23 protein-coding genes are annotated in these 26,714 nt (G+C 47.5%); 8 read left to right on the top strand and 15 right to left on the bottom strand.

The features are described from left to right. Positions 1-19 precede the first annotated feature (19 nt). From H8S65_RS00710 to H8S65_RS00745, 8 genes are all read right to left on the bottom strand, one after another. Positions 20-3,202: a TonB-dependent receptor gene (locus tag H8S65_RS00710; protein WP_186928044.1), complete on the bottom strand. Its 3,183-nt coding sequence runs from the start codon at positions 3,200-3,202 to the stop codon at positions 20-22. 273 nt (positions 3,203-3,475) lie between these two features. Next, on the bottom strand, positions 3,476-4,471 hold the full coding sequence (locus H8S65_RS00715; protein WP_255488995.1) for a FecR family protein: 996 nt from the start codon (positions 4,469-4,471) through the stop codon (positions 3,476-3,478). Positions 4,472-4,544: 73 nt separating this feature from the next. Further along, positions 4,545-5,108, bottom strand: a complete 564-nt coding sequence (locus H8S65_RS00720) for an RNA polymerase sigma-70 factor (protein ID WP_255488996.1) — start codon at positions 5,106-5,108, stop codon at positions 4,545-4,547. A gap of 154 nt (positions 5,109-5,262) precedes the next feature. Then, positions 5,263-6,537, bottom strand: coding sequence for a serine--tRNA ligase (gene serS / locus H8S65_RS00725; RefSeq protein WP_186928045.1), 1,275 nt, complete (start codon positions 6,535-6,537; stop codon positions 5,263-5,265). Positions 6,538-6,636: 99 nt separating this feature from the next. Further along, entirely contained in the window at positions 6,637-7,173 is a 537-nt protein-coding gene (locus tag H8S65_RS00730; RefSeq protein ID WP_186928046.1) for a C40 family peptidase, read from the bottom strand. A 74-nt stretch (positions 7,174-7,247) separates the two neighbouring features. Continuing rightward, positions 7,248-7,514, bottom strand: coding sequence for a 50S ribosomal protein L27 (gene rpmA, locus H8S65_RS00735; protein WP_186928047.1), 267 nt, complete (start codon positions 7,512-7,514; stop codon positions 7,248-7,250). 22 nt (positions 7,515-7,536) lie between these two features. Beyond that, a complete protein-coding gene (gene rplU, locus H8S65_RS00740) occupies positions 7,537-7,854 on the bottom strand; it encodes a 50S ribosomal protein L21 (protein ID WP_005641072.1) in 318 nt (105 codons plus the stop codon). 130 nt (positions 7,855-7,984) lie between these two features. Next, complete coding sequence (locus H8S65_RS00745; RefSeq protein WP_186928048.1) at positions 7,985-10,720, bottom strand: alpha-L-rhamnosidase; 2,736 nt, start codon at positions 10,718-10,720, stop codon at positions 7,985-7,987. A 371-nt stretch (positions 10,721-11,091) separates the two neighbouring features. Between H8S65_RS00745 and prmA the strand changes: the two genes are divergently transcribed. From prmA to kdsA, 7 genes are all read left to right on the top strand, one after another. Beyond that, on the top strand, positions 11,092-11,943 hold the full coding sequence (prmA, locus tag H8S65_RS00750) for a 50S ribosomal protein L11 methyltransferase (protein ID WP_186928049.1): 852 nt from the start codon (positions 11,092-11,094) through the stop codon (positions 11,941-11,943). Between the two features lie 90 nt (positions 11,944-12,033). Further along, the gene (locus H8S65_RS00755; RefSeq protein WP_115499077.1) at positions 12,034-12,255 is read left to right on the top strand and encodes a YtxH domain-containing protein; all 222 of its coding nucleotides are present in this window, start codon (positions 12,034-12,036) and stop codon (positions 12,253-12,255) included. Between the two features lie 6 nt (positions 12,256-12,261). Continuing rightward, positions 12,262-12,672: a phage holin family protein gene (locus H8S65_RS00760; protein ID WP_186928050.1), complete on the top strand. Its 411-nt coding sequence runs from the start codon at positions 12,262-12,264 to the stop codon at positions 12,670-12,672. Continuing rightward, positions 12,629-13,006, top strand: a complete 378-nt coding sequence (locus tag H8S65_RS00765) for a hypothetical protein (protein WP_186928051.1) — start codon at positions 12,629-12,631, stop codon at positions 13,004-13,006. Before H8S65_RS00760 ends, H8S65_RS00765 begins: the two co-directional genes overlap by 44 nt. Positions 13,007-13,188: 182 nt before the next feature. Beyond that, positions 13,189-14,199, top strand: a complete 1,011-nt coding sequence (gene gap, locus H8S65_RS00770; RefSeq protein ID WP_186928052.1) for a type I glyceraldehyde-3-phosphate dehydrogenase — start codon at positions 13,189-13,191, stop codon at positions 14,197-14,199. A 73-nt stretch (positions 14,200-14,272) separates the two neighbouring features. Next, positions 14,273-15,199: a tRNA (adenosine(37)-N6)-dimethylallyltransferase MiaA gene (gene miaA, locus H8S65_RS00775; RefSeq protein ID WP_186928053.1), complete on the top strand. Its 927-nt coding sequence runs from the start codon at positions 14,273-14,275 to the stop codon at positions 15,197-15,199. A gap of 384 nt (positions 15,200-15,583) precedes the next feature. Then, positions 15,584-16,390 (top strand): 3-deoxy-8-phosphooctulonate synthase, encoded by an 807-nt coding sequence (gene kdsA / locus H8S65_RS00780; RefSeq protein WP_186928054.1) that lies wholly within the window; start codon positions 15,584-15,586, stop codon positions 16,388-16,390. A 113-nt stretch (positions 16,391-16,503) separates the two neighbouring features. On the opposite strand, the gene H8S65_RS00785 is transcribed toward kdsA, so the two are convergent. Continuing rightward, positions 16,504-17,205: a Crp/Fnr family transcriptional regulator gene (locus H8S65_RS00785; RefSeq protein ID WP_005641096.1), complete on the bottom strand. Its 702-nt coding sequence runs from the start codon at positions 17,203-17,205 to the stop codon at positions 16,504-16,506. A gap of 159 nt (positions 17,206-17,364) precedes the next feature. On the opposite strand from H8S65_RS00785, the gene H8S65_RS00790 reads away from it, so the two are divergent. Further along, positions 17,365-19,545, top strand: coding sequence for a DUF5686 family protein (locus tag H8S65_RS00790; RefSeq protein ID WP_186928055.1), 2,181 nt, complete (start codon positions 17,365-17,367; stop codon positions 19,543-19,545). Positions 19,546-19,548: 3 nt separating this feature from the next. Here the strand turns inward: H8S65_RS00790 and H8S65_RS00795 are convergent, their stop codons facing one another. The 6 genes from H8S65_RS00795 to H8S65_RS00820 all read right to left on the bottom strand — a co-directional run bounded on the left by H8S65_RS00795 (position 19,549) and on the right by H8S65_RS00820 (position 26,612). After that, positions 19,549-20,379 carry an N-acetylmuramoyl-L-alanine amidase-like domain-containing protein gene (locus tag H8S65_RS00795; protein ID WP_186928056.1) on the bottom strand — a complete coding sequence of 277 codons (831 nt, stop codon included), beginning with the start codon at positions 20,377-20,379 and terminating at the stop codon, positions 19,549-19,551. A 14-nt stretch (positions 20,380-20,393) separates the two neighbouring features. After that, positions 20,394-22,421, bottom strand: a complete 2,028-nt coding sequence (gene uvrB, locus H8S65_RS00800) for an excinuclease ABC subunit UvrB (RefSeq protein WP_186928057.1) — start codon at positions 22,419-22,421, stop codon at positions 20,394-20,396. Between the two features lie 64 nt (positions 22,422-22,485). Then, positions 22,486-23,505, bottom strand: a complete 1,020-nt coding sequence (locus H8S65_RS00805) for a hypothetical protein (protein ID WP_186928058.1) — start codon at positions 23,503-23,505, stop codon at positions 22,486-22,488. Positions 23,506-23,521: 16 nt separating this feature from the next. Then, on the bottom strand, positions 23,522-23,716 hold the full coding sequence (locus H8S65_RS00810) for a PspC domain-containing protein (RefSeq protein ID WP_186928059.1): 195 nt from the start codon (positions 23,714-23,716) through the stop codon (positions 23,522-23,524). Positions 23,717-23,765: 49 nt separating this feature from the next. Next, positions 23,766-25,844, bottom strand: coding sequence for an alpha-galactosidase (locus H8S65_RS00815; RefSeq protein ID WP_186928060.1), 2,079 nt, complete (start codon positions 25,842-25,844; stop codon positions 23,766-23,768). A 30-nt stretch (positions 25,845-25,874) separates the two neighbouring features. Next, positions 25,875-26,612, bottom strand: coding sequence for a copper homeostasis protein CutC (locus H8S65_RS00820; RefSeq protein WP_186928061.1), 738 nt, complete (start codon positions 26,610-26,612; stop codon positions 25,875-25,877). Positions 26,613-26,714: the final 102 nt, after the last annotated feature.

Here is a 26,714-nt window from a genome sequence, read left to right on the forward strand (position 1 = left end):
ATATTTTAAAGTTGATTTATTAAAATGCAAACTTGACACCGACCATAAACGAACGGATAGCCGGATAGCCGGAAGCATCATATCCAAATGCCGTATCACTACTGCCACTTGTATTGGATTCCGGGTTGTATCCGGAATATTTCGTAATCGTAAACAGATTCTGTGCACTGACATACAGCTTGGCTTCCTGCACGAATGTATTACGTTTCAACTGGTTGAAAGTATAGCCTAACGTCAGGTTGCTCAAACGCAAGTAACTGCCGTTTTCAAGCCAGCGATCCGACTGTTCTTCATTCCGGTTGGAATTGCTGAATTCGGGATAACCGGAGTTTTCATTTGCCGGGCTCCAACGATCCAACACGGCTACATCAGTAGGGACATAGCCTGTATTCATTGTGGCACGCGTGAAATTCCAGATATCATTTCCCTGCACTCCATTGAACAATAAATTCAAATCCCAGTTCTTATAAGAGACGGTCGTGTTCCAGGAATAGGTGAACTTTGGCAAAGCATTGCCGATCACGGTCATATCTTCGCCGTTTATCGTATGATCGCCGTTCAGATCGGCGAACTTGCTATCGCCTGGGACGGCTCCGTATTTGGCGGCTTCTTCCGCCTCGGCGCTCTTCCAGGTTCCCAAATAAGTATATCCGTACATTTGCCCGATAGGCTTATCCACTTGCAGAACCGAATATCCGGAATATTTACGGGAACCGTAACTCGAATTCACAAATATCTCTTCCTCTTCTCCCATATCTAATACCTTATTGCGATTCAAACTAAATGTAGCGCTTGTCTCCACAAACCAGTCCTTGTTATCGACCAGGATGCCGCTCAGCATAAACTCCCATCCTTTATTCCGCATGGAACCGACATTCTTCAAAACCGAGCCGCCGTACAGGTAATCCGGGACAGATACATTAAACAGCAAATCGACTGTTTTCTTGTAATAATAATCCACCGTACCACTCAACCGACCATTCAATACGGCAAAATCCAAGCCGACATTCGTCTGTTGGGTCGTCTCCCATTTCAGGTCTTTGTTGGTCGCAGTAGATGGAGCGACACCTATTGAAGTCGATGTATTATCAAAATGATAATTCATCCCCTGCCCGTTTCCACTCGACATTTTCTGCAATGTGGCATAAGGGTTGATAGCCTGGCTTCCGACATGCCCGTAGCTTCCGCGCAATTTCAAATTCCGGAAAATATTCAAATCCTTAATAAACGGCTCGTCCGACAGCCTCCAAGCAACTGCTCCGGAGGGGAAATAACCGTATTTATTGCCTTTGGCAAACTTAGACGAACCGTCTATACGCATAGATGCCGTGAACAAGTAGCGATCCAGCAAAGTATAGTTGACACGCCCCAAATAGGATTGCAGCGACCATTCCGTGTAACCGCTGGATGCAGTCTGGTTGGCTCCCAATCCCAAATTATTCACTCCTAAAGAAATAGTCGAGAAACCGGTTACATACGCGCCCAACTGACGGTTGATATACTTCTGTTGCTCATATACCAATGTCGCATCCAATTTATGGATTTCATTGAACGTTTTGGAATAAGACAGTTGGTTCGTGTTCTGATAGGAAACGACCATCCCGTCATACGCCTGGGCAATAGCCGTCGTTACAGAAGCGTTTTTATTATTCAAATCCAACGAAGTGCTTTTGGTTGAGATCAGATTCGCTCCTCCACTTACAGATAGTTTCAATCCGTCGATAATCGTCCAGTTCAACTGCAGGTTTGCCAATATCTTAAAGCCGTATCCGTCTTCATCGCCATTATTCAACAGCCAAACAGGGTTCGAGCCGACATTTCCATACGTTCCGCCGGGGGTTTCATATTTCCCGTTTTCATCAAAGATCGGATAATCGGGCGGATATAACAAAGCGGCACTTACCGGATGGCCATTATAAGTTGCAGTATTCAGGTTCTTCGATTCATAATAATTTCCGTTCAGGTTAAACACTATATCAAAGTTGTCTCTGATCTTGGAATCGATATTACCCGTAAAACCGTACTTCTTATGGAAAGAATTTACAACAACCCCTTCCTGGTTGACGTAAGAAGCAGACAAATAGTATTTGATTTTGCTCTGTCCGCCGCTAATAGCCAACTGATGGTTTTGTGAAACAGCCGAGCGCAAGACTTCGTCCTGCCAATTGATGCCTTTTCCCGTAGCAGCCAATTCCGTATCCGAATAATAAGGATCATTGCCAAGTGCCACCAACCGCTCGTTGAATACCGTCCTATACTGGGTTGCATCCAACACTTTCAGTTTACGGAAAGGTTGGTCGAAGCTGACAAAACCATTGTATTCAACCTTCATCTCACCTTCTTTGGCAGACTTCGTCGTAATCAATACTACCCCATTCGACCCTTGCGATCCGTACATGGAAGTCGCCGAAGCATCTTTCAATATCGTAATCGATTCGATATCGTTCGGGTTAAGCATCGAATAATCGGCCCCCAGAAAACCATCCACGACATAGAGCGGATCGTTGCTACCGTTCACAGAATTGGTTCCACGAATACGAATCCTCATATTAGTTCCCGGAGCACCGTTTGTCTGAGTGATCTGAACACCTGGAGCCTTGCCACGCAACGCCTCTTCCACCCGAAGCACCGGCTGGCGGGAAACATCGTCAAGGGAAACAGAAGAGACGGATCCGGTCAAATCGGCTTTCTTCGTCACGCCATAGCCGATTACCACGACATCAGACAGGGCTACGGCATCCTCTTTCAAAATAACATTGATAACCGTATTCCCTTTCACGGTTATCTCCTGGGATTCCATACCGATATAAGAGATCAGCAAAGTTGCGTTGGAAGGGACCTCCGCTAAGTTGAAACGGCCTTCTGCATCGGTTATAGTTCCGTTTGTCGTACCTTTGACCGAGACATTGGCGCCAATGATAGGTTCGCTGTTTTCATCTACTACGCGTCCTCTCACATTTCGCACTGCTTCGGTTTGTTTGACCTGTTTAGGCAACAGGACGATTTGATGGTTATTGATTTCAAATTGCAGACCGGTAGGCTTCAACATACGGTCTACGGCCATCTCGATATCCAGATTGTTCGCCCGAAGGCTGACTTGTTGCTTCAGGTCTGTTTTATCCACATCATAAAAGAAGGTATAATTACAGACGGCTTCCACTTTCTTAATCGCTTCCGATAAAGGGATTTTTGAAAAAGACACTGTTATTTTCTCGTTTGTACTATCGGCGTACACAGAAGATGAGACTAACAGCAGAAAAATAAAGGATATAAAAGACATCCTTTTTTTCAGTAAGATCTTTGTATTATTCATATCTTTGTGAAAATTTAAAGTTAACATTAAAGAGCTCAAATCGGACGACCAAATCAGAGACGAGCTCTCGGTGTTTTCTTGTGGGAGATTTTACTCCGCGTAAGGCATGGGCTCCCGTCCGTGCCTTATTTGTATTCTTCAATCCGTATTACTTCATAGGCTTTATCTTTTTACTGGTTTGACTTCTGATATAATGACACGTTTGTTCTCTTCAAAAGAATACCGTATCGGATTAATCCGCGACATGATCTGCAAAATCGTTTCAAGCGGTTCATCCTTTATGGTAAATGTATAGCTCGTGTTGGCAATAGCAGGATCGAGTTCGATGCTTATATTATACCAGCGCTCCAGATACTTGCAAATGTAATCTAACGGCCTGGCCGTAAACGAACAAGACTTGTTTGCCCAGCACGACTCGAAATAGACATCAGCCGAAGCCATCCGGAGCGAATTTGTCTTCCGGTCAACCTGCGCCAATTCTCCCGCCTTCATGAACGTTTCCTTATCACCGGCCTGCAACGAAACCTGCCCCTCCAAAAGGGCGACCCGTACATCCTGGCTTTCAGGATAGGCTTTTACATTGAAACGCGTACCATGCACATTCACCTTAATATTATCCGCACAAACTGTAAACGGATGCTCCCGGTCTTTCTTCACCTGAAACAGCGCTTCTCCCTCAAGCCATACCTCCCGGTTCCCGGTAAAAGATGTTTTATAAGACAATGTCGAACCGATATTCAGCCAAACCGTACTACCATCCGGCAGTATCATCTGCGATTTACCATTCAGAGCCGAATAGCTTTGGGAAGCGACCTCCGGTCTTCCCGACATCCGGCCTGCCAGGAATGCAGCGGAAACAGATATGATCAATAATAAGGAGGCGGCAACCATCGCAAACTTATATTTCCAGACAGGGAGCGTATATACATTGCGCTTCGTCCCCATCCGGGCTTCCATTTGTTTCCAATAGTATGACACGTCCGGATCATACTCCCCGGCCTCAGCCTGTATCTCTTTCCAGAGTGATTTCAATTCTTTATATAAGGCATCATTGCCATCAGAATTTTTCCACTCCTTCAGTGCAGCCTCCTCTTTCTGATCCGTTTCCTGCTTCAGATGGGAGATAATTAGATTCCAGGGGATTGTTTTGTACATCATACACTTGTCCTTTTAAGTAAGACACATCAAACGATCACAACCCTACTCAATAATCAAAGAAAATTAAATCTTTTTACCAAAAATAGGAATAAGAATCCCCCAGATAGTTTTTTATCAGCTTCAATGCTTTGGTAATTTGAGCTTCTACATTCTTCACGGAGACGTTCAGGCTCTCCGCTATCTCCTTGTTGGAAAGGTGTTCGGTACGGCTTTTTTGAAATATCTCCCGGCATCTGTCGGGAAGGGAACAAATCGCTTCGGTTATCAAACGTTCAAGTTCTTTTAATTCCAACGAATCATCTACTTCGAAACGTTCCAGAACGGACCAGTCCGATATTGCAACAAAACGATCGTTATCCCGTAGATAATTCATTGCCCGGTTACGGGCAGACTGAAAAAGATAGGATTTCAAAGTCAGTTTTATATCCAGATTGTCACGCTTCTCCCAAACGGAGGTAAAAATATCGAGTGCCAGCTCCTCCGCAACTCCATTCTCTTTTACATAGATACGGATAAAACGGCAAAGAGGGACAAAATAGGTTTTAAACAGATACTCAAAGGCTTGCTGGTCTCCCGCCCTGATCAATCTGAGCATAAATATATCATCCTGCATTTTTCCGGTATTCCTCTCGATCATAATCCAATTCAAAGTTCAAGGCACAAACTTATATAAATCCAATTAGATAGCAATAGGAATTAACTAAAAGAAAAACGGGATAAAAGTATTTTTTACTTTTATCCCGTTTCCTTCAGAGCGATTTATTCATCCGCCCCTGATTATGATGTCTTATTTACTTAATCATATCAAATCCCGTATACGGAACCAACGCCTTCGGAATGCGGATGCCTTCGGGGGTCTGGTTGTTTTCGAGCAAGGCGGCAACGATACGCGGCAGAGCCAATGCACTTCCATTCAGCGTGTGGCAGAGCTGGGTCTTTTTGTTTTCGTCACGGTAACGACATTTCAGGCGGTTTGCCTGGTAATTGTCGAAGTTAGAAACCGAACTTACTTCCAACCAACGTTTCTGGGCTTCCGAATAAACTTCGAAGTCGAAGCAGAGGGCAGCCGTGAAACTCATATCGCCACCACAAAGACGTAAGATACGATACGGAAGTTCCAATTTCCGGAGCAGGCCTTCTACGTGATCCAACATTTCCTGATGAGACTGTCTGGAGTGTTCCGGTTTGTCGATACGAACCAATTCCACTTTGGAGAACTCGTGCAGGCGGTTCAGTCCGCGCACGTCTTTTCCATAAGAGCCGGCTTCGCGGCGGAAACACTGCGTATAGGCGCAATTCTTGATCGGCAACTGCTTTTCGTCGAGGATCACATCACGATAGATGTTGGTAACCGGAACCTCGGCTGTCGGGATCAGATACAGGTCGTCCACTTCGCAATGATACATCTGCCCTTCCTTATCAGGCAACTGGCCCGTGCCATAACCGGAAGCGGCATTCACGACTGTCGGCGGCATAATTTCCGTATAACCGGATTTGCGGGCTTCGTCCAGGAAGAAGTTGATCAGCGCACGCTGCAACTGTGCACCTTGTCCTTTGTAAACCGGGAATCCGGCCCCTGTGATCTTCACGCCTAAATCGAAGTCGATCAGGTCATATTTCTTTGCCAACTCCCAGTGAGGCTGCGCGTCTTTCGGCAGTTCCGTTTCCATACCGCCCATCTTTTCAACCTTATTGTCGTCAGCTCCGACACCTTCGGGAACTTCATCGTAAGGAACGTTCGGGATTGTATAGAGCAGGTTCTGCATATCTTCGGCAGCCTGGTCCATTTCGGCCTGGATAGCCTTGTTGGCTTCCTTGATCTCGGCAACACGTTGCTTAGCAGTCTCGGCTTCCTCTTTTTTACCTTCCTTCATCAGCATGCCGATGGTTTTCGAAGCCTGGTTCACCTCTGCCAGGTTTTTATCTAATTGATTTTGCGCACCACGTCTTTTATCGTTCAATTCGATCACTTTTGCGATGCTTTCCTGTGCACCTTTAAAGTGTTTCTTTTCCAGACCACGAATCACCCGGTCTGTTTCTTCCGTAATTACTTTAAGCGTCAACATACTTCAATGATGTTTTTTTATTTGAGTTGCAAATATACACAGAGTTCTTAAATTAAGAATTAAGAATTAAGAATTAAAAGTCAAATTAGGCGACAAGCCCTACTTCACCCGTCCGCCTGTAAGCCACGACCGGACATAATAAGGTTCACTCAAACTGCTGACGATCACGCCACTCGAAGTGCTGGTGTGAATAAACTTTCCGTTTTTCAGATAGATCCCGACATGGCTGGGCACTTTCTTCCTTCCTTTGCCCGTCCGGAAAAAGACCAGGTCGCCTTCCTTCAAGTTGGCACGGCTGACTTTCTTGCAATTGTGTTTCAGCATATCGGCCGACGAACGCGCCAACTGTTTTCCATAAACTTCACGGTACACGATCGCCACAAAGCCGGAACAGTCCACTCCCCTCTTCGTCAATCCTCCCATCCGGTGAGGGACACCAAGCCATTTGGCTCCTTCGTTGTACAAAAATATATTGTCATTCGGAGTCAGGCGGACGCCATAGAGACGGGATAGTTCTTTCGGCCCTTTAAAGTCCGATGGCAAGGCCACGCGTTGCTTTTTACTGCCGCACGACGTAAGCGCCAGGACAAACAACAGTATTCCGATATGAAGTGTGATAAAATTCCTATGAGTCATGATGTTGACAAAGATACAAAAAAAGGATATCCGCCAAGCGAATATCCTTTTTTCTTATTCTATGTAACCGGTACTTATGCTTCTGCGACAACTTCTTTTACAGAAACGAAAGAACGGTTTTCCTTGCTTCTGCGGAAAGTTACCACGCCATCAACCAAAGCATACAACGTATGGTCTTTACCGATACCTACGTTTTCACCCGGATGATGAACTGTTCCTCTTTGACGAACGATGATGTTGCCAGCTTTAGCAACTTCGCCACCGAAAAGCTTAACACCTAATCTCTTACTTTGTGATTCACGGCCGTTCTTAGAACTACCCACACCTTTCTTATGTGCCATTTCTTCTTTTCTCCTTTAAACGTTAAGCAACAATTTCTTTTACACTCACTTCAGTGAACTGCTGACGGTGACCGTTCAACTTACGATAACCTTTTCTTCTCTTCTTGTGGAAGATCAGCACTTTATCACCTTTTACCAGCGGAGACAGCACTTCGCATACTACCTTTGCGCCTTCTACGGTAGGAACACCTACTTTAACTTCGCCGTTGTTGTCAACCAACAATACTTTTTCAAATTCCACAACAGCACCGCTTTCTGCGTTCTGAATGTGATGAACGAACAACTTCTTACCTTCTTCAGCCTTGAACTGCTGTCCGTTAATTTCTACGATTACGTACATCTGTCTTTTTATATTTAAACAGGTTATGTCCCGGAGGTGGATACGCTTCTAAGCATCACTTGTTTACCTCCTGCAGAATTCAGAGCGCAAAATTACGGTTTCTGAATGTATCATCCAAATCTTTTTGAAACTATTTTCCAAAATGATAGCTTCCCGAACCGATCTCGATTTCCATATATCCTTCCGTCGCCGAAACTTTACGCACACCCGGCAAGTTACCGACCGTCACATTATATTCCTTCGGAATCCGGACGATTGCCGTCGTATTGCCCGGCAACGTGATATCCCAACTAAAGTCACCGTTCTTCTTCGTCCATGCGCTCTTGATCTCTCCATAGACCGAACCGTAAGAGGCGGAAACTTCGTCAAGGCCATCGGGGAAAACAGGCTCCATCACCAGTCTCTTGAAACCGACTGCATCGGGAGCGCATTTGATGCCGGCCAGGTCTTCGTAGTACCAGATCAGCAGGTCGCCGAGCAACATCACGTGGTTGGCGGAGTTCATGGCAGGATCAGCCGTATCGCCGTTCCAAAGTTCCCAGATGGTTGTCGCACCGTTCTTAATCATATATCCCCAACTCGGATAAGTCTCGTTCGTCAGGATCTTATAGGCCATATCGACACGCCCGTACTCGGTCAGTCCGCGCATCAGGTGCTGGATTCCTAAGACTCCGGTACTGACATGCCCGTTAAAATCACCTTCCGTCTTTTTCACGATATTACTGAAAACCTTCCCTTCATATCCTTCCGGCACAAGTCCGAGACGCAGGGAGAGGATGTTCGCCGTAACCGTATTATTGCCATACTCTGCCGTTTCCTTATTAAAGAACTTGGCATTATAAGCGGCCTTCATTTTAGCCGCCAGGGATTCATAGCCGGAGACATCGGCGTCCTGTCCGCAGATGCGGGCAAAACCGACCATCTTGTTCAGCAGATCATAATAGACAGTCGTGCTGAGAATAGCACCGTCCGTCTTGCGGGAAGGATCTTTGGAGTGGATCAGTTCCTGCGATTCGGGAGGCATGCACCAGTCGCCATACTGGTCTTTCGTCATGATATAGTCCTTCATGGTTGCCTCTTCCATGTGTGCCATCCAGCGTTTCATGGCCGGATAATGAGCACGGATCGCACTGTCGTCGCCAAACTGGCGATACAGCATATCGGCCACATAGAAGAAAGCGGACGGCCAGGTCACATCATCGGCATAGATCGTCCAGTAATTCGGGGAGACGTCCGAGATGCTCCCTTCCGGGCTCATGGAATCCTCGATGTCCTGCAACCATTTGTTATACAACTGGGCATTATTGAAAATAAAGGCTTCGCCGTAAGCTCCCGTCGCACGGTCGCCCAACCAGCCGAGACGCTCGTCGCGCTGCGGACAGTCGGTCGGCATTCCGCGGTAGTTGCCACGGATTCCCCAATATGAGTTCTTATGGATCTGGTTGACCAGCGGGTCGGATGTCTCAAAACATCCGGTTGTCGCCATCTCGTCATAAATAACATGTCCGGCAAATGCAGACAATTCCGGTTTATAATCGAGTCCCGAAACTTCCACATAGCGGAAACCATGATAAACGAAGCGGGGCTGCCAACTGAAATCACCATCTTTCGCCGGCGTATAGATATCGGTCACCAATGCTTTACGCAGGTTTGCCAGATAGAGCGAACCGTCTTTCTGCAACAATTCGGCAAACGTCATCGATACAGGTTTGTCTTTCTTCCCTTTCAGGTCGACAGACAGCCAACCGACCATGTTCTGTCCCATGTCCAGGATATACTTCCCATCGGGACGTTCAAAAATGGCAACCGGTTTCAAGGTTTCCTGTACGCGGATATTCGGGTTCTGCTGCGCGGTCAGCTTACCTGCAGGAGCTTCCATCACATCGGGAGTCTTCCAGGCGCCGTCGTCGAAACCGTTCGCGTTCCAGCCTTCCATCTCAAGCCGGGCATCATATTCTTCACCATCAAACTCGTTATTTGCGACGATCGGGCCTTTCGACGTGATTTTCCAGGATGCATCACTGACAACCGTCGCTTGCGATCCGTCCGCATATTCGATCTGAAGCTGCGCAAGCAGACGGGGCAAACCGAATGTTTTCATCCCCGGATTACGCATAGAGAAGAAACGGCCGTTCCCCAAAATCACCCCCAACGTATTCTTGTCGGGAGCCATCAAACCTGTTACATCATATACATTATAATATATACGTTTATAATACAGGGACGGCATCGGGGCAAACACATCCTCGCTTACTTTTTTTCCGTTCAGGTAGGCTTCATACGAGCCGAGGCCGGAAATATACAGGACAGCTCTTTTCACCGCCTTATCCGCCGCAAACTCTTTCCGTAGATAGCGGGCCGCCAAGCGCGTTTTATTGTTTCCGCCGGCCACACCAATCTCCTCTCCCGGATTGGAAAGTGAATCTTCGCCGATCCAGGTCGCCTTCCATTCCGAATCATCGAGCAGGGCCATCGACCAGCTGCCGGCATTGCTCCAGGGAGTATCACCCTGGTTTGTCGCCAATTTTACACGCCAATAGTAAGGCTTCCCCGATTCCAGAGCCTTCCCGGCATACGGAACCAGTACCGATTCATCCGAACGGATCACACCCGAATCCCACAAAAGCCCGTCACCCGATTCCAATTGTTCAGGAGAAGCTGCCACCTGTATCTGGTAGGCAGTCTGTTTCAAATCCGGCTTGCCGGAAGCGATCTGCCAGGAGAAACGGGGTTGCGCCACATTAATTCCCAAAGGATTTTCTTTCATCTCCAACCGGAGGTTCTTCACTTCGACAGTCGAATCGGACGAACATCCCGTCCATCCCAAGACCAAAGCGATCAGAAGCAATAAAGCTGTCTTTTTCATATCGTTGCGATTTAATCTGTTAATAGCACTATTTGTCTGTAAAGAAAGTGGTTTCGTCTCAGACTCTATTTCTAAAAATGATTTAATATCTTATGATTTTGATAATCCTTCCACAATATTACTTTTTCTCATACCTATGGGAAAGCATTCCCACAGGCATGAGAAAGTTTTCCCACATGCGTGAGAATTATTTCTCACCGGCATGAGAAAATTTTCTCACAGACATGAGAATATGTGAGAAAAAGCAACGAATTATTCGTAAATGCTAATTTACGCTTGTAGCGGATCACTATCTGAAGAATAAACTACCCTTGTCACCTGAAAAGTCATTATCTTTGTCAAAAGAAACAACACAAACAAAACGAAAGGATATGAATTATTACGAGCTTACTTTCACGTACACCTCTCCTATCGAGACTTCCATCATTAACGATGTGCTGGCTTCCGAGCTGGGAGAAATCGGTTTTGAAAGTTTTACCGAAAACGAAAACGGATTGCAGGGATATATTTCCGACCAATTATATAATGTAAGGGGATTGCAGGACAAACTTGCCGGATTCCCGCTTGACAACGTAGAGATTCATTATACGGAATCGCTCGTGGAAAGCAAGGACTGGAACGAAGAATGGGAAAAGAACTATTTCAAGCCGATCCGCATCGGCAAAGATTGCATCATCCGCGCCTCCTTCCACGAACACGAACCGGGTTATACCTACAACATCATCATCGATCCGAAGATGGCGTTCGGAACCGGCAACCATGAGACGACATTCCTGATGATCAGCGAAATGCTCAAGCTGGACCTGAACGGCAAGGAACTGCTCGACATGGGTTGCGGGACAGCCGTGCTCGCCATACTTGCCCGCATGAAAGGAGCCGGACGCGTCGTTGCCATCGACATCGACGAATGGGCTTACAACAACGCGCTCGAAAATATCCGCCTTAACAACACGAACGATATCCAGGTCGCCCTCGGAGGAGCCGAACAGATTCCGGCATTCGGAGAGTTCGACATCGTGTTCGCCAATATCAACCGGAATATCCTGCTCGACGACATCCGTCACTACAACGAGTCCATGAAACCGGGAGCCTTCCTTTACATGAGTGGCTTCTATCTGCAAGACATCCCGGCCATTGAAGAGGAGTGCAAACGTAACGGATTGGCATTGTTGTCGCACACAGAGAAGAATAATTGGGTCGCGGTGAAAGTTCAAAAACAATAACATTAATTAACCCTAAAAGTTAAGGCCAAAATAAACCATCATTCAAGTATTTTCGTTATCTTAGTAGCAACATTATAAAAAGAAAGAGTTATGAAAAACGTAGATTCTAAATTATTACTGGGATTAGTAGTTGGTGCAGCCGTCGGCGCCGCAGTTGGTTATCTGGCAGCAACAGATAAAAGAGAACAACTACTGGAAGAATTGAATGGTGTAGTTGGAAAAGTAAAAGAAGGCTTCAATTCAGCTCTTGCTAAATATAAAGAAGGAAAAGCTGAAGTTGCAAAAACTACAGAAGAAATCGTAGCAGAATAATTTTGTATGGAGAAAGACTCAGGTGAAATCTTCCGTGAGCTGAAAAAAGACGTTTCGGCTTACGTGGAGTTGAAGCTCGAACTCCTAAAATTAAACACGTATGAGAGAACGGGAAAGGTTATTGCCGTTCTCTCGTATGGTGTTATTTTATTATTTCTGGCTTTCTTTGCGATTCTGTTCATTTTCCTCGCTTTAGGGTTCTTCCTGGGGGAAGTGTTCGGTTCGGCAGGTGCGGGATTCGGCGTGGTAGCCGTGCTCTATCTGCTGCTGATCGGCATTATTGTTATGAACAAAGACAGAATCAGCAATAAAGTATTAAACGTTGTGATCTCCGCATTGACAACAAATGATGATAAAACAAACGCGACAGACAATGAACAATCCGCAACAGACACCTCTGGAGAAACTGATTTCTGACCGTCGCCGCATCCAACAGGAATGCACGATACAGGAGCAGAAATTGAATGCCGATTTCTCTTACATACAAGAGAATGCCGGAACATTGTTGCTTTCAGGTGTCTCCGCACTCTTATTCCCTAACACAAAAGCCAAATCCAAAGGGACGGAAAGCAAACAGCCTGCGCAAACCTCGGAAGCGCCACCCATGTCATTAGGCTTTGCCGATTATCTTTCTGTGGCACAAGGTTTATTACCCGTCGCGTGGGATGTTGCGCGCCCATTACTGACCGCCTGGGGCATCCAGAAAGTCCAGACGTGGATAATAAAGAAACTTTTTAAGAAAAAGAAATAAGCCTCAACAATTAATTTATGTTAGAGGACATATTTTTCTTGTTCTAATTCCTGTACAATAAAAAAAATGACTAAATTTGCAGTCGTTAAAAGCAGGGTGCGACGAATGTATTTTCCTTGCAGCTGTTAAGTTAAATTGGAGATAAGTAATATTTTTAATAAACCCATAAAAGTTTTATTACAATGATTAAAGTAGGTATTAACGGTTTCGGCCGTATCGGACGTTTCGTTTTCCGTGCAGCTCAGAAGAGAAGCGATATTCAGATCGTAGGTATTAACGACCTTTGCCCGGTTGATTACTTGGCATACATGCTGAAATACGACACAATGCACGGTCAGTTCGACGGAACTATCGAAGCTGACGTTGAAAACAGCAAACTGATCGTAAACGGCAATGCAATCCGCGTAACTGCAGAAAGAAACCCTGCTGATTTGAAATGGGATGCAATCGGTGCAGAATATGTTGTTGAATCAACTGGTCTGTTCCTGACAAAAGAAAAAGCTCAGGCTCATATCGAAGCTGGTGCTAAATATGTTGTAATGTCTGCTCCTTCAAAAGACGATACTCCTATGTTCGTTTGCGGTGTAAACGAAAAATCATATGTTAAAGGTACTCAGTTCGTTTCTAACGCTTCTTGTACTACTAACTGCTTGGCTCCTATCGCTAAGGTTCTGAATGACAAGTGGGGTATCACAGACGGTTTGATGACAACCGTTCACTCTACAACTGCTACTCAGAAGACTGTTGACGGTCCGTCTATGAAGGACTGGAGAGGTGGCCGTGCTGCTTCCGGCAACATCATCCCTTCTTCTACAGGTGCTGCTAAGGCTGTAGGTAAAGTTATTCCTGAACTGAACGGCAAACTGACTGGTATGTCAATGCGTGTTCCGACTCTGGACGTTTCTGTTGTTGACTTGACAGTTAACTTGGCTAAACCGGCTACTTACGCTGAAATCTGCGCTGCAATGAAGGAAGCTTCTGAAGGCGAATTGGCAGGCGTACTGGGTTACACTGAAGATGCAGTAGTTTCTTCTGACTTCTTGGGTGACGCTCGTACTTCTATCTTCGATGCTAAAGCTGGTATCGCTTTGACAGATACATTCGTAAAGGTTGTTTCTTGGTATGATAACGAAATCGGTTATTCTAACAAGGTTCTTGACCTGATCGCTCACATGGCATCTGTAAACTGCTAATCAATCAAGATTATATAGTTTGAAAGCCGCATCCTTCGGGTTGCGGCTTTTTTTGCATATCTTTGTTATCACTATGGATGCCTATCAACTTATCACTGTTTTAGGGCCGACAGCATCCGGCAAAACGACATTTGCCGCAGCGCTCGCCGCCCGGCTGGACACGGAGATCATCAGCGCCGACTCCAGACAAATCTACCGTTCGATGGATATCGGGACCGGAAAGGACCTGGCCGACTATACGGTAAATGGGAAAGCGATTCCTTACCACCTGATCGACATCTGCGATCCGGGATATAAATATAATGTATTCGAATACCAGCATGATTTCTTCCGGGCTTATGAAGCAATCCGGGAAAAAGGGAAACTGCCGATTCTATGCGGCGGCACAGGTATGTACATAGAAGCCGTACTGAAAGGATATAAGCTCTTGGATGTCCCCCAGAACCCTGAGTTGCGCGAGTCGTTGAAAGATAAATCGCTCCCGGAATTGGAGCAGATACTTGCCGGCTACAAGGTCCTCCATAACAAGACAGACGTAGATACCGCCCAACGGGCCATCCGGGCCATTGAAATCGAAGAGTATTATAAGAGCGAAGCGCCGGATACCAATGAATATGATCCTGTCAACAGCCTGATCATCGGCATCGATATAGACCGGGAACTACGACGCGAAAAGATTTCCCGCCGCCTGCGTGCCCGCCTGGACGAAGGGATGGTCGACGAAGTAAAAGGGATCATTGCCTCCGGAGTCAAGCCGGAAGACCTGATCTACTACGGGCTGGAATACAAATATCTTACATTATATATAATAGGCGAACTGTCATACGAAGATATGGTTTCCCAATTAGAAATCGCTATCCACCAGTTTGCCAAGCGGCAAATGACCTGGTTCCGCGGCATGGAACGCCGCGGAAGCGAGATCCATTGGATAGATGCGACATTGCCGACGGAAGAAAAGATAGAGAAGACATTGGAGTTATTGAAATATAAGAAGATTTGAACCTGTAAATGATGATTTATCTCTGAGCCAACAGACAAGGCTGCGCCTTGTGCCGCAGGCTCTCTTTTGCCGTCTGCTTCAGCAGACGGTTTAAAAGATTCAGAGGCTTTGCCTCTTCCTCTGTGGACTTTAGTCCCTTTTCGTATTATTATATTTAAAGGGGTTAAAACCCACAAAGGAACCGGCAAAGCCGGAATAATCACCTATCCGTCTGCTGAAGCAGACGGCAAAAGAGAGCCTGCGGCATGAGGAAAGCCTCGTCTTAGGGCTGTAAGCCCGACAGGACATAGCCCAGGGTGCAACCTTGCGCAACCCCCCCGGCAAATCATCATTTCTGATTCAAATCTGCCAGATTTTGAAACAAAACAATTTATATACATTATTATGATAACAGTTAATGATTTAAAGAATAAGGATAATTTCTTTCTGATGGCAGGGCCCTGCGTGATAGAAGGAGAAGATATGGCATTGCGTATTGCAGAGAAAGTAGTCGGTATTACGAATAACCTGAATATTCCCTATATATTCAAAGGATCATACCGGAAAGCCAACCGCTCTCGACTGGATTCTTTCACAGGCATTGGCGATGAAAAAGCGCTGAAGATTCTCCGCAAGGTAGGCGAAACGTTCGGCATCCCGACCGTAACCGATATTCACGAAACGACAGAAGCAGCAATGGCTGCCGAGTATGTGGATGTCCTGCAAATCCCGGCCTTCCTCTGCCGGCAAACAGACCTGTTGGTTGCCGCAGCCAAGACAGGCAAGATCGTCAATATCAAAAAAGGACAGTTCCTCTCGCCGGGAGCCATGCAATTTGCCGTACAAAAAGTAGCCGACGCCGGAAATGACAACGTCATGATCACGGAAAGAGGCACTACATTCGGATATACGGATCTGGTTGTCGATTACCGCGGAATCCCTCAAATGCAGCAGTTCGGCTATCCCGTTATCATGGACGTAACCCACTCCCTGCAACAGCCCAACCAGACTTCAGGCGTAACAGGCGGACTCCCTGCCCTGATCGAAACGATAGCCAAAGCTGCCATTGCCGTCGGAGCTGACGGACTATTCATCGAAACCCATCCGGAGCCTTCCAAAGCCAAATCCGACGGTGCAAACATGCTGCAACTCGACTTACTGGAAGGATTGTTGGAGAAGTTGGTGCGGATACGAAAAGCGATCGGGAAATGAAAGTTGAAAGTTGAAAACTGAAAAACAGAATACAAAAAATGGATAACTGAAAAAGCAGAAGCCTTAGTCTTCCACTTTTCAATTATCCATTTCCAGTTTTCAATTCTATTCTGTTATCCCATTTTACTTATTTTTTTGAGCTTGTCCTCGTCTATCAACTTGATCTTTCGACCGTCGATTGCGATAATACGCTCAGCAACAAATGTAGACAATGTACGGATTGCATTAGATGTCGTCATATTCGAAAGATTAGCCAAATCTTCGCGAGAAAGGTAAATACTCAATGTCGCCCCATCTTCCTCCAAACCGTAACTGTCTTTCAGGAATAACAAGGATTCTGCCAAACGACCCCGGATATGTTTCTGAGTAAGGTTGACTGTACGCTCGTCAGCAATTCCTAAATCGAGAGAAAGCTGGCGGATAAAAAACATGGCAAGATTTGCATTACCCATTAAAAGATCCGTAACGATAGTCATCGGGATCAGGCATACTGTCGATGCTTCAAAAGCGGAAGCATTCGTCAGGTAGTTTTCCTGAGCAAAGTTTGCCCGATAGCCAAAGTACTGCACAGGTTTAATCATTCGAATGATCTGGCTTCGTCCGCCAACACCTTCTTTAAAGATTTTAACCTTGCCTTTCAATAAGCACATCATGTCTCTCGGTTCGTCGCCCTCGCAATAGATCAACTCATTACGTTTGAAATGCTGGATCGTCGAATTATTACGGAGAACATCCCGCTCCTTTTCGGTCAGGACTCTCCACACTTCTGCCAAACTGGCCGATAGATCGACCTCTTCTTTTTGTTGTTTAACCACGACTGCTATATAACATACTTGTGAAGCACAAATGTAATACTTTTCTTTTAAAAGCAGAATAAGTTTAATAGGATAAATTAATAAAATTAGAACATTTTACTTTCTTTCACCTGGAAATTCGATTTTATTCGTTACGTTTGTAAAGAAAGAGACGATAATTTGTTGAAAAAACATTTTAATATAATCATTCTGCTTTTTATCGCAGTAAATGCCTTAGCTAACCCTGACGGTAGTTATGGAAATCTTTTATTGCTGGGCCGGTCTCCCAAAACGGTATCTTCCCAGCAAGGGGATTCTATTATGAGAAAGGTAATCGAGCAGGCCGATAAATACAAAACGGTCGTTTCCCGGTACGAGGCCGAAATCTATATCAAAGGCAAGACCGAAATCCTCAAACAAAATATCCTGATGCGTTTCGCCCATCACCTTTTCCCGGTAGACAGAAAAAACAAGGATATGATCTTCGAGATGGTCAGCCACTCCAAGTTCAACGCCCCCAACAACTACCTGCACAGCTTCGAAGCGATAAACGGGAACAGCATCCCCAACGGCGCAAAACAGCAGGAAGTCTTGACGTTCCTGAACCTGAACGTCTATTCGCCGACCATCTACAACGAAGGGATCATCATGCCGGTAGCCCATGAAGCATTCAAATACTACAACTTCAACTTGGAAAGCATCGAGATAACCGATAACCTGAAAATCTATAAGATACGTTTCATGCCTAAGCTATGGAGCCAGAAGCTCATTTGCGGAGACCTGTACATCACCGACAAAGACTGGCATATTGACAAGATCGACGTAAACGGACGTTTCTCCTTTGCCGAATTCAACCTGGTCATGACTTTCGGACGGGATTACCGCCATTTCATCCTGCCGCAAAAGGCAGACCTCTTCCTCCGGTATCATGTGCTGGGAAATGCCATTGCCAGTTATTATCATACTTCATTCAAATACGAAGCCGTAGAATGGGTTGAAGAAGACTATGAGGATAAAAAATACCGCTCCCTCGACCTGACCGGATATTACCAGTTATCATCCGATACGATCCCGATCATCGCGGACAGTAGTTACTGGAGGAACAAACGAGACATCCCGCTGACTCAGGAAGAAGAGAAAAAGTACGAAAAGACAATCATCAAGACCACCCAGGCCAACGACACAAGTAACATTCGGAAATACCTGAAAATAACAGAACGCCTGACCAACACCATCAATCTCGATTACAAAACAACCCGTCTGAAATACTCCGGCATCCTGAACCCCTTCCAGTTGGGTTATTCCGGACGGAACGGCATTACCTACAGGCAACAGCTTCGTTTCAGCAAGACTTTCAAGAAGGACCGCCAGCTACGCTTCCGGCCTGAGATCGGTTTTGTGTTTAAGCGTAAAGAGTTATTCTTCAAGTTCGGGGGAGACTGGGAATACCTGCCGGAGAAACGAGGAGCCCTGAGCCTCAGCCTTGGGAACACCAACCAGGGATATTCCTCCAAGATCATGAATGAAATCAACGAACAGCTAAAAGATTCCACTTTCAATTTCGAGAATCTGGACCTGGAATACTTCAAGCACTATTACATCGAACTCCGGAACCAGATCGAACTGTTCAACGGTTTCCAGATGACAACCGGAATCTCCTACCACCGCCGCGTACCCACCCGGAAAAGCGCGATAGACCCAGGAGACGGCGTCACGGAGATCATCAACGAGAACTATCATGATTTCATCCCCACGATCGGTTTTTCCTATACCCCCAGACAATACTACTGGATGGACGGCTACCGCAAAGAATACCTCTACTCCTACTATCCGACCATCTCCATCGAGTTCGGGCGGGCCATACCGGGGGTATGGAAAAGTAGCGGTAATTACGGACGCGTGGAAGCCGACATCCACCAGAGCATTTACCTGGGCCTGTCCCGACGGTTCAACTACCATGTCAGCGGAGGGCTCTACACGGCCCAGAAGTCGACCTACTTTGCCGACTACCGGTATTTCACGCGGCACAACTTCCCCGAATCATGGGGAGGGGACGATTTCGGGGGTGTCTTCCATCAGCTAAGGGGCGTGTGGTTCAACGCATCCGACAAATATGTCCAGGTGCATGCCATGTACGAAAGCCCGTTCATGCTCTTCCAGCTATTCAAGCCGGAGGCTACCAAGCATATCATCTCGGAACGTTTTTACCTCAGCCAGTTATGGATGCCGGTCAAACCCAGTTACACGGAAATCGGATACGGCTTCGGTAACCATATCTTCAACGTCGCCGCCTTCGTGGGGTTTGACAAATGGAAATATGACGGGATCGGATTCAAGTTCGCGTTCGAACTCTTCCAGTAAGTGTCAGAATTGCGGACGGACAATCATGATACCGCAGTTGCGCTTGACGCCCTGTACATACTCCTGCAAGGGTTCTTCGTTCACGATCACTTGCTTCTTTGTGGTCGAGGCATGGATAAAAGTAAGTTTATCCCCTTCCCGGCAGATAATGCCCACGTGGGAGATATCCAGCCCTTTCACCGTCGTGACAAAACAAACGATATCGCCATTCCTGATTTGGCCGGCATGCGCATCGATCTCATCCTGCGGGATATAGTAATGGGGACGGGCGTTGATTTCCTTTTCCTTCGCCGCCATTATCGCGATGCGTTCCGGATTTCCTTTCAACTGCTTGTAGCTATCGGGGTGCGTGGACATAAAAGACAGGTCGAGTTTTAGCGGCTTCCCCCCGATTTCTTTCGTGACATCCTTCAGGTAGCCTCTCTTTTCGTTTTCATAAATCCAGTCGGTCGTATAGTGAAGACGATCCGTATAATCGAGTGTCGCATTGCCGGCGTTCCGGTAACGCATATCTTTCAGGGCAGATGCATACCCGTCAAATGCGGGGCGATGCTTGACAGACCAGGCCAAAGCTGTCGTATTCTCCACCAACGTCATGCAATCCAAGCCATGCAAGTTGATTACCAGTCTTTCGGGCACTTCCTCCAATGTCCCGGCCACATAAGGAGTTCCCAGGAAGAAACGGGCGGTCTCCACCATCAGGCCGCCTGCCGGCAAAGCTGTTTTCTCTTTCATGGCTGCACAATAGCGTTCGTAGACCTCCCTATCACCCTGCGCCTTTCCGGACAGGGAAAGAAAGGCTAAAAAGAACAAATAAAATAGTTCCCGTTTCATCTCCTGATCTGATTCTAATCTTTCTTTGTCACTAACAAATCTTCTAACTTCACCAGTTCGTCACGGAACTGCGCAGCTTCGATAAAGTCCAGCTTCTTGGCCGCCTCCATCATCTGCTTCTTTGTCCGTTCGATTGCTTTTTCAAGCTGCGTACGATTCATATACTGAACCACGGGGTCTGCGACCAAGCTGGGTTCCGGCTCCACATAAGCATAGGGTTCGCCGGCAACCGGCTGTTGTTTCTCCGCTACCAAGGAAACGCTGTTTTTGATAACCTGCTTAGGCGTAATGCCATGTTTCTCGTTATAAGCAAGCTGTTTTTCACGCCTGCGGGCCGTTTCGTCCATCGTCAGGCGCATACTGTCCGTTATCTTGTCGGCATAGAAGATCACCTTCCCGTTCACGTTTCGGGCGGCACGTCCGGCTGTCTGCGTCAGCGAACGGTGCGAGCGCAGGAACCCTTCCTTGTCGGCATCCAAGATAGCGACCAAAGAGACTTCCGGCAAGTCAAGCCCTTCACGCAGCAGGTTGACGCCGATCAACACGTCGAACAATCCTTTCCGCAAATCATCCATGATCTGAATGCGTTCCAACGTATCGACATCGCTATGGATATAGTTGCAACGGATTCCCATGCGCGTCAGGTAAGCAGTCAGTTCCTCCGCCATACGTTTCGTCAAAGTCGTCACCAAGACACGCTCGTCCACGGCAGAACGTTGCGTGATCTCCTCCATCAGGTCGTCGATCTGGTTCAGCGTCGGACGCACCTCGATAACCGGGTCGAGCAAGCCTGTCGGACGGATCACCTGGTCCACCACGATCCCTTCGCTCTTCTCCAGCTCGTAATCGGCAGGCGTTGCACTCACGTAAATCGCCAACGGAGTCAGCGACTCGAACTCATCGAACATCAACGGTCGGTTATCCATCGCCGCCGGCAGACGGAAACCATATTCCACCAGGTTCTTCTTACGGGAATAATCGCCTCCGTACATCGCCCGTATCTGCGGGATCGTCACGTGGCTCTCGTCTACCACCAACATAAAATCTTTCGGGAAATAGTCGAGCAGGCAAAAAGGCCGTTCACCCGCCTGGCGACCGTCGAAATAGCGGGAATAGTTCTCGATACCGGAGCAATGCCCCAGTTCGCGTATCATTTCCAGGTCGAACGTAACACGCTCGTACAAACGTTTCGCCTCGTAAGGCTTGCCGATCTCCCGCAGGAAATTCACCTGCGTCCCCAGGTCGACATCGATCTGCCCGATAGCGGTATTGATACGTTCCTGGGTAGTCACGAAGAGGTTGGTCGGATAGATGTTCAGTTCATCCTGCTCGTCTATCTCCTGTCCGGTCTGCGGGTCGAACGAAGAGATACGGTCTACCTCGTCGTCCCAGAACTCGATACGGTAGGCTGCCCCATCAAAAGTTTCGATAGCCGGAAAGATATCGACCGTATCGCCGTTTACACGAAAGCAGCCTCTGTTGAACTCTATTTTATTATTGACATAAAGGGCATCCACGAAGCGGCGCAGCAGTTTATCCCGGTCTATCCGCATCCCCTTCTCCAGATGCACCACCTTCTCGGCAAAGGCAGTCGGGTCCGCCATACCATACAGGCAGGAGACAGACGAAACGACAATGACGTCCTTCCGCCCCGACAACAGCGAAGCGGTTGCACGCAGACGAAGTTTATCGATCTCGTCATTGATCTGCAAGTCCTTTTCTATATAGGTGTCCGTCGTCGGAAGATAAGCCTCCGGCTGGTAGTAATCGTAATAAGAGACGAAATACTCGACGGCATTGTTCGGGAAAAACGCCTTGAACTCGCTGTATAACTGGGCAGCGAGGGTTTTGTTATGACTCAGGATCAAGGTCGGCTTCTGCACTTCCTTGATCACATTGGCGATAGTAAAAGTCTTTCCGGACCCTGTTACCCCTAACAAGGTCTGGAAAGGCACACCACTCTTTATGCCGTCGGACAGAGCCGCAATCGCTTCCGGCTGGTCGCCCGTCGGACTGAATGGGGAAGATAATTCAAAATTCATTCTTTATTTATAGGTTATACAGTTATGCATTCAAGGAAATCCGGTCCTTCGCAAACCGTCCGCTTTACCGGAGCAACTCATCCAACGGGAGATAACCAAACTGCATCTCGTCGTTCATGCTCAGCAACAAACGTTGGTTGCGGTCGTCATAGCAAAGCCTGACCACCGGACGGCCGACATCGAGCGTCTTCAGATAATTGCCTTCCAAATCGAATACCAGCAACAGAGAAGCCGTAAATCCGTCTTTCTCCTGACGATGTTTCCCGGAATAAGCCGTCACGATCTTGTCACCGCAAAATACGCCGTCGATATGTCGATAGACATCATTCCACTCGCCATGCCGCCATTCCGGGCCATAAACATTATATTTCAGATTTCCATCCAAGTCGCAGATCGTCAGCAGGTCGTCCCGCGAATAGACATCCACATAGATGCCATGCTCTGTCGAGACGATGCAATCCGCTCGTTTCTTTTTAATCTCCGGATGTTCGTAGGGCATCAGACGGACCTTCCCTGTCTGCATATTCCAACATCCGACAGCCGTCTTGAAATCATTTGTCCCGATCGGGACGACCGTCCCGCCGATGCAAAGCGTGTCGGAAACATAGACGACATCGCTCGGTACGCGGTCTTCCGGAAAGGAACATTTGACCGCAGGCTTATAGCCAGGATCGGCCAACAGGCTATCCAAGACATAGGTGTACAACTTCATCCGGGCATTATCCGGGAAGTAGAAACACCCCTTTCGTTCATTCATAATCAACACTCCGGGATTGGCTATCTCTCCCGGCCCCTGCCCTTTGTTTACCGTACTCAAAACAGGCTTATAGGTAAACCGGTCGAACAGGTGCACGATCTTATCGATCGCCGTCCAGTTATACTCGACGACTATTAAATAATCGCCCAGCACATACAGCAGGTTATTATTGCCGACCAGCACGTCTCCGGTCCCGATCTCCACTACCTTGTCCTGCACATCGACCACCTTGTCCCGGCTTTTCTGGTATTTTTCCTGCACCGGCGGTTGCGTACAAGACAAGCCCAGCATCATCAAGCCCAAAATCACCCCGCTCCATCGACTCATTCCGCTTCACCTTTCACTATTTAGGTTGTTTAGGTATAACCATCCAGAGGATCAGGTAAGCGATCACCCCGGAGAATACCGTAAAGATACTCAATAATATATATCCGATACGCACTAATGTAGGGTCCCAACCGAAATAAGTCGCGATACCTGCACAAACACCTGCTATCATCCCGTTATTCGAACGGTAAAGTTTTTTAGGTTCTTCCATTGTTCCTTCGTTTTTATTGTTTATCCTTTATTTTACGTTGCAAATATACTTATAATACCCGATAACTATACAATACATAGCTGTTAGGTTCCGAAAGGGAAAAACGAATCCGCCCGTCCTTTCCGGCTATGCTGCGGAATGCTTTTCCTGTACCGAGAAGCGGAGTAAATTCGACCTGTTCGCCCGGCTCGAAGAACGTATCCATATCGAATGCCTCCTCCTTGTTAGACTCCCTGAACAGCAGGAAATATCCTTTCTTGTCCTTCACGGACTGGAAACCGCACCACGACTTGCCCGAAGGCTCGTCTCCCACCGGGAAGACATATCCGGTATGGAAATCGTGCTGTACCGTCTTATACTTCTTAACCACCTCGCCTGTCGGAAACGCTTCGTCCGGCAGGTTAGACGCTTCAAACCAAGCCAGCGGCTGGGCCGCCATCGTTATTGCAAACAAATAATCGAACGAATAAGTTGACGGAGCGAACTTGTCACCGGCATATTTCTCCTTGTTACGCCATTTGTTCAGAAACTCGATCTGCAATGACTGGGGAGCGACATAGCGCGACAGCATCCACAAGTTACGCAGCGACCAATACGGATAATAGTTGCCCCAATCCGTATAACGGTTTTCCAGGAAGATGTTTCCATATTCATTAAAGAAGAAATATCCTCCCCTTCGTCCGGCTGTCGCGTCCAGGTTCAAGACAGCTTTCCACCCGGTCGCCTCCATCACCCGGTCGTATAGACTGCGCAGACGGCTTTCCGCCAGTTTGTTATCAAAGAAAGTCCCGTCGATCTTAAAGGTACGGATACCATATTTTTCATACAAGGCGATCAGCGCATCGGCATCTTTCTGCCAATCGGCATAATCGTGCTGTATGCTGGGATTAAACCAAAGGCACACTTCGATACCCAACTCCTTACCGCGCTTCACGATAGGCGCCAGGCCATTCGGGAAACGACCCGGATCGGGTGTCCAGTAATCCGGGTTATCCCAGATATTCTTAAAACTGCCGCCATAGGCCGAGTTCGCACTACGTCCGGCCTGCCATCCGTCATCGATCTGGAAATGGGTGACACCCAACCTGGCTGCCAGCTCCAGTTCCTTCAGGCAGAAAGCCTCGTTCACACGCGTGTCTTGCCCTCTGTCGCCCCAGGTATTCAGCATCACCATCTCATCGCGGTCTTCGAGGAACGGGCGGATGCGCATCTGGTAGTTACGAAGCGCCATCCGCTTCTGTTTCTCACCCGAACGATAGGTTCCGGTCACATAGCTATAAGCCTTTGTCCACCCGCCAGTCTTTATATCCGCACTGTCGACACCCAGGCCGACCATCCGGAATGTGCCCTCGCTTACCAGATAATCACCTCCCGGATAGTAGAGCTGCACATTTGACGTTGGCGCCTCTTTCAACATGAAAAAGCCGGCCTCCTTCTCCGTATTCTCCGCAAACAGCAGATTACCGCGATAGAGACAATCCCGGTAGGAAAGCGCATGAACGGGGCGAACCAACGTATTGAAACGGTCGGTGACATCAAAAAACTCCACCGCCTCCAACTGCCAGTGCTTTCCTTCCAGCATAAGCTGTTCCATCACCGGGACATTCCCGCCCTGCGAGTTTTGCGTCAGTTTTTCTATGTTCTGCAAGTCGGCAGGGTTATCAAACGTCTTTACCCATTTCTGCGATGCCTGTCCTTTCAGGTACAGTTCGCAGGCGATAGCCGGACAGCCCGGATAGACCTTGAAAATTTTCCTCACCTGCAAATTTCCGGCTTTATACTCCACCGTAGCACGTAGATGGTGTACATATTGCAAAGAAGCAGGCACTTCCTCCGCCCGGATGGAAGCATCGCTCCCCTCCTTTTTCTCGCCGGGAAGAGAGAGGTCGGGCTGGCTGTTCCGAAGCTGCCAGGCCTGGCCATTTCCCTTATCTTCCAGTTTACAAGTAATCAGATTGCCGTTATTCCAGAGCCAGCTACGCTTGATCAGACTGTTTTCGATGGTCAGCGTGTCTTGCTTCAACTCTACTTTACAATCTCCTGCCACCTTCTTATACGGCTGGACGGCAAAGGCAGGAGCGGTCAAAAATAATGAGAACAGGGTGACCCCTAACAACTGTTTTTTCATACTGATATTGAAGTATTATAAATGATTCCCTTACAGATAGGCCGCCACCTTCTTGCGGTCCGTCTCGACCGTCTCGAACTCGGAGGAAACGATACTGCTGCCCATCGGGACATTCTCGTTCCGGTATTCCATCTTGCTGTAGACGATGCTGCGGGCGGATGTATGGAACTCCTTCGCTCCGGTTTCCGCTTCGATGCGGGCGATGTTATTCTCCCGGACTCCGCAACCCGGCATGATAATGATGCGTCCTGCCGCACGTTTCACCAGTTCGGCAATGAGGGGAATCCCTTTCACGGCATCGGACTGCTGGCCGGAAGTCAGGATACGGTCGCAGCCCAATTCGATCAACTGCTCCAAAGCGGCAAAGGGGTCGCGGCAAACATCAAAGGCGCGATGGCAGGTGACGGACAGCGGCTTGGCAGCCTCGATCAGCCGGCGCATCAAAGGGACGTCGATATCCCCGTCTTTCGTCAGGCAACCAAAGACGACACCGTGCACCTTCAACTGCTTGCACAGTTCGATATCCAGCAACATCGACCGAATCTCTGCCGGAGTATAGAGGAAGTCGCCTCCACGCGGACGGATAATCACATTTATATCGATCGACGAAGTGAGTGCCTGCGCCGTCCGGATCTCCCCGTAGCTGGGTGTCGTTCCCCCTTCCGGGATTCCGGCACAAAGTTCCACACGTTTGGCTCCTCCGGCTTCTGCTTCCACACAGCTTTGTGCGGAGTTTGCACAAATTTCGATAATACGAGTCGGTTTCATAAGAATCTTACCATTATTGTTTTTTCTATATACAAAGATAAAACTATTATACGAAACTTCCCTATATTCCCAGAAGAGAGATGCAGGAATTGCATGGGCATC

It is taken from the genome of Parabacteroides hominis, from assembly GCF_014287585.1.
Lineage (GTDB): Bacteria > Bacteroidota > Bacteroidia > Bacteroidales > Tannerellaceae > Parabacteroides > Parabacteroides hominis.